The 9,104-nt window shown below is 38.9% G+C and carries 12 protein-coding genes; all 12 read right to left on the bottom strand.

The window, feature by feature from the left end:
• Positions 1-3 precede the first annotated feature (3 nt).
• The 12 genes from MTO68_RS07005 to MTO68_RS06950 all read right to left on the bottom strand — a co-directional run bounded on the left by MTO68_RS07005 (position 4) and on the right by MTO68_RS06950 (position 8,687).
• Positions 4-963 carry a hypothetical protein gene (locus MTO68_RS07005; protein ID WP_244015465.1) on the bottom strand — a complete coding sequence of 320 codons (960 nt, stop codon included), beginning with the start codon at positions 961-963 and terminating at the stop codon, positions 4-6.
• A 54-nt stretch (positions 964-1,017) separates the two neighbouring features.
• Entirely contained in the window at positions 1,018-2,277 is a 1,260-nt protein-coding gene (locus MTO68_RS07000) for a phage minor head protein (RefSeq protein WP_244015464.1), read from the bottom strand.
• A gap of 2 nt (positions 2,278-2,279) precedes the next feature.
• Complete coding sequence (locus MTO68_RS06995; RefSeq protein ID WP_244015463.1) at positions 2,280-3,740, bottom strand: DUF935 family protein; 1,461 nt, start codon at positions 3,738-3,740, stop codon at positions 2,280-2,282.
• A gap of 16 nt (positions 3,741-3,756) precedes the next feature.
• On the bottom strand, positions 3,757-5,433 hold the full coding sequence (locus MTO68_RS06990; protein ID WP_244015462.1) for a terminase: 1,677 nt from the start codon (positions 5,431-5,433) through the stop codon (positions 3,757-3,759).
• Positions 5,430-5,927, bottom strand: coding sequence for a DUF2280 domain-containing protein (locus MTO68_RS06985; RefSeq protein WP_244015461.1), 498 nt, complete (start codon positions 5,925-5,927; stop codon positions 5,430-5,432). Before MTO68_RS06985 ends, MTO68_RS06990 begins: the two co-directional genes overlap by 4 nt.
• Positions 5,928-5,985: 58 nt before the next feature.
• A complete protein-coding gene (locus MTO68_RS06980; protein ID WP_244015460.1) occupies positions 5,986-6,627 on the bottom strand; it encodes a putative metallopeptidase in 642 nt (213 codons plus the stop codon).
• A 159-nt stretch (positions 6,628-6,786) separates the two neighbouring features.
• Positions 6,787-7,176 (bottom strand): endonuclease domain-containing protein, encoded by a 390-nt coding sequence (locus tag MTO68_RS06975; protein WP_244015459.1) that lies wholly within the window; start codon positions 7,174-7,176, stop codon positions 6,787-6,789.
• Between the two features lie 42 nt (positions 7,177-7,218).
• Positions 7,219-7,443 (bottom strand): hypothetical protein, encoded by a 225-nt coding sequence (locus MTO68_RS06970; RefSeq protein ID WP_244015458.1) that lies wholly within the window; start codon positions 7,441-7,443, stop codon positions 7,219-7,221.
• Between the two features lie 55 nt (positions 7,444-7,498).
• A complete protein-coding gene (locus MTO68_RS06965; protein ID WP_244015457.1) occupies positions 7,499-7,669 on the bottom strand; it encodes a hypothetical protein in 171 nt (56 codons plus the stop codon).
• A 131-nt stretch (positions 7,670-7,800) separates the two neighbouring features.
• Positions 7,801-7,992, bottom strand: a complete 192-nt coding sequence (locus tag MTO68_RS06960) for a hypothetical protein (protein ID WP_244015456.1) — start codon at positions 7,990-7,992, stop codon at positions 7,801-7,803.
• A 66-nt stretch (positions 7,993-8,058) separates the two neighbouring features.
• Positions 8,059-8,430, bottom strand: a complete 372-nt coding sequence (locus MTO68_RS06955) for a Gp49 family protein (RefSeq protein WP_244015455.1) — start codon at positions 8,428-8,430, stop codon at positions 8,059-8,061.
• A 17-nt stretch (positions 8,431-8,447) separates the two neighbouring features.
• The gene (locus tag MTO68_RS06950) at positions 8,448-8,687 is read right to left on the bottom strand and encodes a hypothetical protein (RefSeq protein ID WP_244015454.1); all 240 of its coding nucleotides are present in this window, start codon (positions 8,685-8,687) and stop codon (positions 8,448-8,450) included.
• Positions 8,688-9,104 lie beyond the last annotated feature (417 nt).

The raw sequence follows: 9,104 nt of genomic DNA, 5'->3' as shown, positions 1-9,104 counted from the left end.
TTATTAAGCCCCTTTATTCTGGCCAGCGAATGCTTGCGCACCAGAAGTAAACTTGTGAGGTTGATCTTGATTAGGTGTACCACCTTGACCACCAGTCGCTTGGTGATTGAATAAGTGTTGCAGCGCTGGATTAACTGCAGGAATAGGTTGCTGTTGTCCAGCTGGTGGTTGTTTTGATGAGAACTGACGAAGTTGTTTAGCCATAAAACTAAAAGCAACATCATCCATATCTGTATAAGACTTAGTGTCATCAGCACTGAATTGAGTGTTTAATTCAGTTTGAAGTGCTGCAATGTCTTCAGTACGTTTTTCAGCTTTAAACTTTTTAAGTTCGGTTTGTGCTGCGTCACGTTCTTCTTCAGCTTTCTTTTGAGCGGCTTTCGCCTGTTCGAGTTCAGTCACGTTAGTGTCCTCTTTGTTGAAAGTTTTAGACTTTGGGTTGTGGTTTGCTGCCACGGCGTTGGTATTATCATCGGCACCTAATGCACAAAACGATACTTCACGAATGCGACCGCCACGAAAAACAGTAATTGGCCCTTGATGAATCTTTCCATTCACAGTGACCGATGCACCCGCTTGAATTTCTTCTATTGCAGAAGGCTCGATACGAACAGACATTTGCCATGGAAAACCATCGTCTGAGTCTTGAGCAACCTGAGTACCAAACTCATTACTCATCAAATCACCTGTAACCGTTAAGCCTGTTTGATGATTAATGGAATGTGTATTGATTGCACCCGCCCTTTGACTTGATCGGTGTTCCAGTAATGCGGGAATTCGACCTTTTAACTTCATTGAATCGAGATCAAAGATAATTCGATCCCAAAACCAATGGTCAGTAATGACTTCACCGCTATAAGCGATTCCCGAAAATGTTCTTTTCTTTTTGCCATCCTCAGCACTATCAACACTCAGTTGCCCGAGCTGGAAACAATACTGATTAGGCTTTTCAGCTTCTGGCATTTTGATGCTCCATTAAAAAACCACCTATTAAGGTGGTCTTGAATTTTCAATTATTTAAACACTGTAAATTGTATTTCGGGCTATAAATAACCGAGTAGCTTTCTCTTCAGTGCGCTTGAGTATGATTGATTCACTGGTCACATCAACCACTTGTAGGTTTAAATCAGATGCCAATAGAGCACCATCCAAGCCTTGAATTTTCGAAAGATCAATTGCATGGCCTTTCATATCTAAGATAGTGATTGTTTTACCTGCATTTTCAGCTGTTTTAAACAAAGTAGGTGTTTGAATACCGATTACATTTCCCTTTTCCAAGTTGAATAAATCCAAACCTTTGATATTGTTTCCAGTGAGCTTATTTTTAAGGTTTTTTGCAAATCCAAGCATTGATTGGAATGAATCATTCATCCAATCCCAAATAGACTTAGATTTTCTATCAATACCTTTATTGGTTACGGCATCTTTCAAAAGTTCGGTCAGCTTCTCATCTTCAGCTGCAAGCTCTACAACAAAGCGCGGTGCTGATGGTGCTATATCTTTGCCACTATCAATCACAGTATCTAAAAAATCATCTAAGATTTTTCGGTTTGATTTTTCAAGTGGTTTAAAAGCATCAACAATTGCATTTTCAACATCTTGCTCAAGCAAAGCAGTATTCTTAATATCAAGAATTTCAGATGAGTATGGAAGATCTAAAAGATTGTCTGCTATTTTTTGATCAAGCACTTCATTTAAATTCGAGCCCCAAGTCGCAGGGTTAAAACTCCAACCTAAATTACGTGCAACCTCTGGTAGATCTTCATCTGAAGTAATACCGTATTTCTCGGCTTGCTTCTTAGTTAAAGCAATCACATGACAACGACACATAAAATCCCACGGCGGGTAATACAGAGTCCAAAATGGATCATCAATGTGCCTAATGATGTTGTTTAACTTAAGGTGAGTTGGTCTTACCCGGCTATCATTAATCGCAACATACATTAAATATGGTCGTGATTCCTTGTTAGCCTGTTGCTGTGTCCATCTACCATGTGCATAAGCCATCTGCATGTTAGTGCGATAGATATTTGCTAGGTGATGATCTGAGAGTTCAATGCCCTCATCAGCTATACGTTTCTTAAACTCATCAAATGTTGAACCATCTTCAGTTGATTTATTTACCAGCTCCAAAACAGTCTTGATTTGATCGATAGAGGCCAATCGACTTACTGTAGCGGAGTAATGCCTTGTTTTAAGATCAAGCAAGTAAAACTCTTCAGGTAAAACGACATTGCGACTACGCGCATATTTCAAGGCTTCTACATAATCAGTCATGTCTATTTTCCTTGCATGGCATGTACATATCCCATCACATCAGAGATAAACAACGCCCTCGACATTGTGAGTTCAAAATCATCTACCGATGCACCTTTAGTTGCTGAATACAACTTAGATACCAATTCGTTTGTGTCCGCTGATTCAGATACGATCACTTCAAGTTCTGATTCTGATAAAAGAACCTTAGGCTGATTTTTGGCAACCTCCTCAAGTTCAACCTGTTCAGGCTTTAAGTTTTGACTATGAGCTTTAAAATTGAATGAAGTTTTAGGGAGTGCATGGAATTGTTTTACTGATGCCTGCACAGATTCACCTATATCTCCATCCTGTAAGCCGTATTCGCGCTGGAAGTATTGAGGTGTGAGATTAGCCCCCGCGTTTTTTAAATGCGCATCACGCTCTGCTTGATCCTTGTTTAGTGGTTTAGGTTTCTCACCTAAAGTTACTTCATACGTACCCCAATTATTCAGCTTACAAAGAGCATTCACTATCGCTTGCAAAGTAGGTGTAATCAAACGCATATCAGATTTTAATTTATCTAACCGAACATTTTCATGCACTTGACCTAATGCGCGACTCCCACCACCATCATTCCCACTAGTCAGGGTTTGCCCCAATACAACTTTTTGAATTTGACGAATCAACTGATTGTTGAATGATTCAAATGCAGCTCCTGCAGATCCACTTGTTCCAGAAGTTCCTAGTACCTGAACATCATCTTGACTATCAATTGAAAGGACGCTTTGAGCATGCGCGTTCAATAAAGCATTATTCATATCATTTGTTGTTGTATCTTTGCTTTTTACCTTACCAAGTAAAATTGGAGTTCCGAACCGCTCTAGGAATTTTGCCCAAAACTTAAAGCCATTTTGCTTAAAGAAGAATAACCAATACAAGGTGGCCAGCAATGCTTTACCATAAGGATATTCATAAGATGCTTTACGACGAGTGAGAAAGAATTTAAAAGTTTGATCAACTTCTTTCTCACTTATTAAGCCTTCTTGTCGATATATCAAACGCCCATCACTCTTTGGTTCAAACCACTGCATTGGTTTTTCGCCGATCCACTGAATACCTATGTGACCTTCAGGTTTTACTTCATACACTGCTTCCAAAACTGAATAACCAAAAAACAAAGCATTTAAGCCACATGACACTATTTCAAAGTACCACTCTTTAATAATTTCATTGAGCAATTCAGCTTCTGTTGTATCGTTTGGCTCAACTCGAAAGGGTGCAGCAAGCAAGGCATCTAAGCGTGTTTCAATTGTTTGAGCGATCTCATCATCATCAAGCATAATTTTAAGCTTATGGCGTTGAATACCTGCTTTTCTTAAAACTTCATCTGTATCGGGTTGTCTTCCAAAGTTTACTAAAAACTTAGTTACTGCTTCCTGAGAATACAAATTCCCATAAGACAAAGCCTTTTTTGACGCTTTGTCCTTTTTTGACTTTGTCATATTTGCTACCTATTTATTAAAAAATTCGACTTCCAGCACCTGCAGGTTTTTTACCTTTTCGTCCCTGAACTCCACTAAAGCAGATCATTACACTATCTGCTCGGTTAGGTGATGAAGCGCCATCGGGTTGCTTATTTACTAGAATTTTTCCAGCACCATTTTTGGTGTATGTGGGTTGTGATAACTCAGTAACTAATGCCTCTAACTCAGCCTTTGGTAAATCCTCACTAGATAAAGAAATTATCGAATCAGGATCATATTTCATTCCATTGAGCGCTCTATATGTATTTTGGAATCGCAATCGTAATGACCACCAAGCTTGTGCTTTTAAATTTGCAAAGAAATCTACATTCTTTCGAGCCTCAACCATCTCTTCATCTGGCTCAAACACAGCACCTGAACCTCTAAACGGATCCGCTTGTATTACTTTGATTCCTTTAGATTCGTTCTGTTCATTAATAACTCTCGCATCACCACGCACACCCGCACCAAGCCCATCAGCATCATAAAGAAACTGGTTTAAATTTCGCTCGATGCTAATATCTATTGTCTTTTGTGTAGTTCCAAAAATATCATCCCCAACACCAGACCATGTTTCTAGATATTGCAGCACTACACCATGTCTATCGGCAAACGAGTTCTTATCTTTGCCCTCATCAGCTACATCAAGTCCACCAATACGATCTCCTGATGGTCTAATATCCAGTTTTATATGAGCATCAATAGCTGCTTGTACCCATGCACTTGGTATCAATACACCTTCAACTGAAGCGGCATAGTTAATATCTACCTCTTGAGCAAGGACAACATCATCAAGTATGGCTAATTGCTTTTCATACCATGGAAAAATCAACTTACCACGCAATTCAACCTGCCAATTTTTATCTGGATTCGCGCGCCAAGGCATAGTAAATATTGAATAACGTCCGCTAAATCGATCTCGATAAAAACGATCACCAATACCATTAGGCGTTGATCCTTTGATATGAACGTTTGTATTTTGCGATATTGCTGCGTCTACCGCTTCTTGACGCTCTACAAATGCCCATTCATCAAGAAAGTACATTGTGGTACGTCCACCACGGCCAATGTTGTCACCCGCCTCACCTGTGATGGTTGCACCATTATCAGGATTGATGATACGCATGTAATTGTCATGTACTTTTTCAACAAAGCCCTTAGGCTTCATCCAATCAGGCATTTTACTGAACATATCTCGGATTTTATGAAACAGCGTTTTAGGGTCACCCTTTTTATCGACCAATTCCTCTTTACGGCTACCAACACCGCCAGCAAAACCTTCAACAAACAGCCAACGATGCAAGAAAAATCCTAGAACGACATAAGACATTCCCTCATCACGTGATTTTTCAATCAAACCATGTGTTTGAGTGTTTTCACGTTCAAGCAACCAATCTACAAGTTCAACCTGTTTTGGTCGTAATACAAAAGGAAGATTTGCGGGTAACCCGTATGACATTCCACGAGGATCATAAGTCCAGATCCAATGATTAAACCAATGCACTGGATCAGTTCGGCATTTATAAAGTTCAGCCTGTATGCTTAATTCGTTTTGCTCTGTCACCGCTTTATAATAATATCGGCGGCTCATTTCCCCTATCACATCAGGCAAACGTGTATTGATTGTCCAAGCCTTGATTAAGTGTGCAATTTCATCCAGTGCATAAGTCATAACTTACCTGTAATTGCTAAACGTGAAAGTTCTTGCGGGGACATTTCTGCAAGTTCTTCAGGGCTTAAGATTGGTTGAGTTTTCTGTTCAGTCTCAGTTTTAATTGCCCCACCATTTGCCCCTGTAACCTCTTGTCGAGTTACACGCCCATCTGTTTCTTGAAAGGCTTGTTTAAGCAGATTTTGTTTTAATCGCTTGTTTTTACCTGATTCGTTGTACATTTTTTGAAGTTCGTTAAGGCGAAATGCTTTGTTTGCGATCGCTATATCTTCAATATTTTCTCGGAAGTCCTTGCGTGTACGCTCAAATAGGTCCTTTAATTTTTTACTGAGATTGCGACCTGAGTATTTAGTGGGGTCATACCCCTCACACTGCCTACGATCAATTTCTATGCCGTATTCTTGTTTGACAGCATCAGCTACTTGTTGAGGGGTTTCAAAGCAAGCAAGAGACTGAACTATAAAGATTTTCACAGGCTCTTTAAGTGCCGCCATAAACTCACCTTTGTCCTGCTACGTCCAACAAAGCAGGTAAAAAAAAGAGCCTCAAGGCTCAATTAATTAGACATGTTCCGCAGCACTTGGAAATATTTAAATCTGATACAAACGGCGGGTTTTGTGCGACCTCAACCAATCGCTTGACGTTATCGCTTGCTCCCCAGCGTTTGACCACCCCGATAAATTCCTCTACATCATGGCCAGCTAAATAATGTTTAGGTAAGCCTGTATGATCGCTATAGAGGATTTCTCCATCTTCATCACGTTCTACACCAATGTGATATAGCTCATGCTCAATCAAAGCGCAAAATTCACGATCATTTGCACTTTCGCAAAAGCTTGCATCTACAGTAATGAGATATATAGGTACAAATCCAAACCAGTCGCACATTTGCTGCTCTTGCCGAGCTTTACGCCAACCACCTTGATTAAACATGACCTTTTCACACAGCCCTAATACCATTCTCTTTTTAGCAACGGCGGCAGATGAAGCCCATGCAAATGCTAAGAATGTTTCATCGTCGTGTAATAGCTCTGCTATGTGGTCATGGTCGGGATTATGAAGTACACCGCCAAGCGTGAGAAAGTTGGTTACCACCCATTCTTTTAGATCTGCTGCAGGTGCCAAGCGAATCGCTTCCTCTTCCTCTGCTTGGTCAATTAGATCTGTTGGTGGAAATGGTCTGATCTGTTCCATCATTCACCCATAAAAAAACCCACATTTTGGAGAAAATATGGGTATCAAATTACATAGGCAATTGGGGAATTACCTACACCAACTATACTACTAGGAATTAAACGCACTTGAAATAGCAAATTAAATCATGTAATAAAATTTAACAAAGGATATAAAATATTAATCAAATTTATTACTGACAAATTTTATAACGTAACCAGATAGGATTTGATCAGGATGAAAGCGCTCAATTTTATAACCCATCTCTTCAGCTAAATCATATTTACTAAATGCATTTGCTGCTTTCTTGCCACCGCGTCCAACAGACCAAGGACTTCCTACAATTTCAATAAGAAGATTTAGCTTCACAATATAAAAATCAAATCGCCAATTTCTTGTTGATTCAAATTGGAATTTACGGCGATACCCTATTAAGCATTCTTCTAATTCTTGAAATAAGGTTTCTTCAGCTTCTAAATATTTTTGTGTTGCTTTGGGTAATGGTTTTGTTCTTGGTTTAGTTTTAATGGGCGGTTTTTTAGTAAAGCTGGTATATTGGTTAATTTCCATAAATTGCACCCAATAAAAAACCTCCCGAAGGAGGTTTAGTTATTAACCAACTAACTGCTTACGAAAGGATTTATGGATCATCTCTTTTATGTCATCTTCTAAGTTGGCTTCAAATATAAGAATAATACTTGCAGATTCAAATTCAAAAGACGACTTATCATATTCTTGACCAGATAGATAAAGTTCTAGATTCCCGCTATTACTTATATCTGAGAATCCAAATTTATCTCCACAAATATTTAATAAGATATATTGTTTTGATTTCATTATTATCTCTATAATTAATTTAGAAACAACAAATTATCAACTTATCCAAGTAAGATCAATCACTCAACATACTTCTAATTGTTTTAGACCATTCTTTTAACTGACTTATCTTTCGATCAATGACAATCATTTCATCACGAGTCATCAGTCCACGAGATAAGCTTTGATATTTACTGATCTCTGATTCGTATCGCTTGAGATTGCTTAGTGCTTCGGTTTTGTCCATATGTCACCAATCCGACCAAGGATTTAAAGCTCTTGGTTTGTTTTTTTGATATTTCCAATTTTTATAGTCTTGGTACCACAAGTAGGAAAAAACCAAAATCACACAAATCAAGATTACAAATAAGACTTCCATCACAACCGACCTTGACGTTTGTACTTACGTCTTTTGGCTTGGCTGATCTTATTGGGTCTTGATTTGGTTTCTTGGCTTGGTAAATGAAAGATTGGTGAAGTATGTTGATTTGATGCACCAGGGTTAGAAATGCTCATACCAAAACCACTGGCAACCCAACCAATCAATGAAGCAATTTTTAATGAACGCATTTCACTTTCTCCAAGACAAAATAAAACCCCTTTCGGGGCAAAGGAAACGTAGCGAAAGGCTGTGAATTATTTATTTAATTCAGCCTGATACAACTTTTGTTTAAGTAAATAACCTTCCAGTTGCCAAATCTTGTTACGTGCATTTTCATACGCAATCTTTTTGCCAATTTCAGGATCAAAGTTTTCAGGACTTGCACAAGCAGACTCGCCAGTAACTGTGAAACCATTCTGTAAAATCAATACACAGAAAGTTAATGTTTCTAGTTGCTTGTGCATCCCAATCAAGGCTGTCGTATTTGGATCAGCACCCCATTGTGCATTTGCAGCTGTAAAGAAATATTTATCAACAATCACACTATCAATAAGATCAGGCGTTAATCGTGGCGCATTCAAACCTTTGTCTTGAATTTCTTGTTCAATCTGTTTTTCGTTTGACATCTTCATTTCCTTGTTGGTTACTTTGGATTGTATGGTTGATCTCGAAAATCAGTACTTTGAATTACAGGTCTTAATGCTTGTTGGGCAATCCAAATATCATTGCGACATACAGGGCAATTCAGCACATACACCGTTTCGTTTCGATCTGATTTTACTTGCGCTTCATTCTTTTGAAATTCAAGCACTGAATGGCATTTACCACATGATGTTGTATAAGTTTGCAATTCAGGTGGTGTGCCTCGGCTAATTACCTTCATCCCACTTTCCTCTAGGCATTAAAAAAACCACCGTTGAGGTGGCGTTGGTTTTGTTAGGGTGACATTTGATGTCATCCCCCTTAAACATACATTTACCCTGCTACACGTTTTGCGCTTATCAGCTATTCAGAATTCCCGAATAGCTCAATTTTAAAGATGAAGTGACCGATTAGAATTGCCTGATCCGCTATACAGCATAAATCACTTCTCTTTAAAATCTAAATAGGCCTAACCTTCCCACACTTCCGACACTCTCTCACCGTGAAGAAATCTGAATATTCCCAAACGTGACGGCAGAAGATTTGTTTGATTCGGAGCATGTTGTTCTCCTTGGAATTAAAAAGGACGTGGTGATCTGCCACATCCTTGCCTTAGATTACGATATTGATCAGCTCGGCAACTAATCTACCGCTACTC

This window comes from Acinetobacter sp. NyZ410, assembly GCF_022828975.1.
Taxonomy (GTDB): domain Bacteria; phylum Pseudomonadota; class Gammaproteobacteria; order Pseudomonadales; family Moraxellaceae; genus Acinetobacter; species Acinetobacter guillouiae.
The sequence above is the reverse complement of the archived record's forward strand: the minus strand, read 5'-3'. Positions and strand labels throughout refer to the sequence as shown.

Coding starts and splice junctions, on each gene's coding strand:
- MTO68_RS07005 (WP_244015465.1), bottom strand. CDS start 963: ATGCCAGAAGCTGAAAAGCCTAATCAGTATTGTTTCCAGCTCGGGCAA.
- MTO68_RS07000 (WP_244015464.1), bottom strand. CDS start 2,277: ATGACTGATTATGTAGAAGCCTTGAAATATGCGCGTAGTCGCAATGTC.
- MTO68_RS06995 (WP_244015463.1), bottom strand. CDS start 3,740: ATGACAAAGTCAAAAAAGGACAAAGCGTCAAAAAAGGCTTTGTCTTAT.
- MTO68_RS06990 (WP_244015462.1), bottom strand. CDS start 5,433: ATGACTTATGCACTGGATGAAATTGCACACTTAATCAAGGCTTGGACA.
- MTO68_RS06985 (WP_244015461.1), bottom strand. CDS start 5,927: ATGGCGGCACTTAAAGAGCCTGTGAAAATCTTTATAGTTCAGTCTCTT.
- MTO68_RS06980 (WP_244015460.1), bottom strand. CDS start 6,627: ATGGAACAGATCAGACCATTTCCACCAACAGATCTAATTGACCAAGCA.
- MTO68_RS06975 (WP_244015459.1), bottom strand. CDS start 7,176: ATGGAAATTAACCAATATACCAGCTTTACTAAAAAACCGCCCATTAAA.
- MTO68_RS06970 (WP_244015458.1), bottom strand. CDS start 7,443: ATGAAATCAAAACAATATATCTTATTAAATATTTGTGGAGATAAATTT.
- MTO68_RS06965 (WP_244015457.1), bottom strand. CDS start 7,669: ATGGACAAAACCGAAGCACTAAGCAATCTCAAGCGATACGAATCAGAG.
- MTO68_RS06960 (WP_244015456.1), bottom strand. CDS start 7,992: ATGCGTTCATTAAAAATTGCTTCATTGATTGGTTGGGTTGCCAGTGGT.
- MTO68_RS06955 (WP_244015455.1), bottom strand. CDS start 8,430: ATGTCAAACGAAAAACAGATTGAACAAGAAATTCAAGACAAAGGTTTG.
- MTO68_RS06950 (WP_244015454.1), bottom strand. CDS start 8,687: ATGAAGGTAATTAGCCGAGGCACACCACCTGAATTGCAAACTTATACA.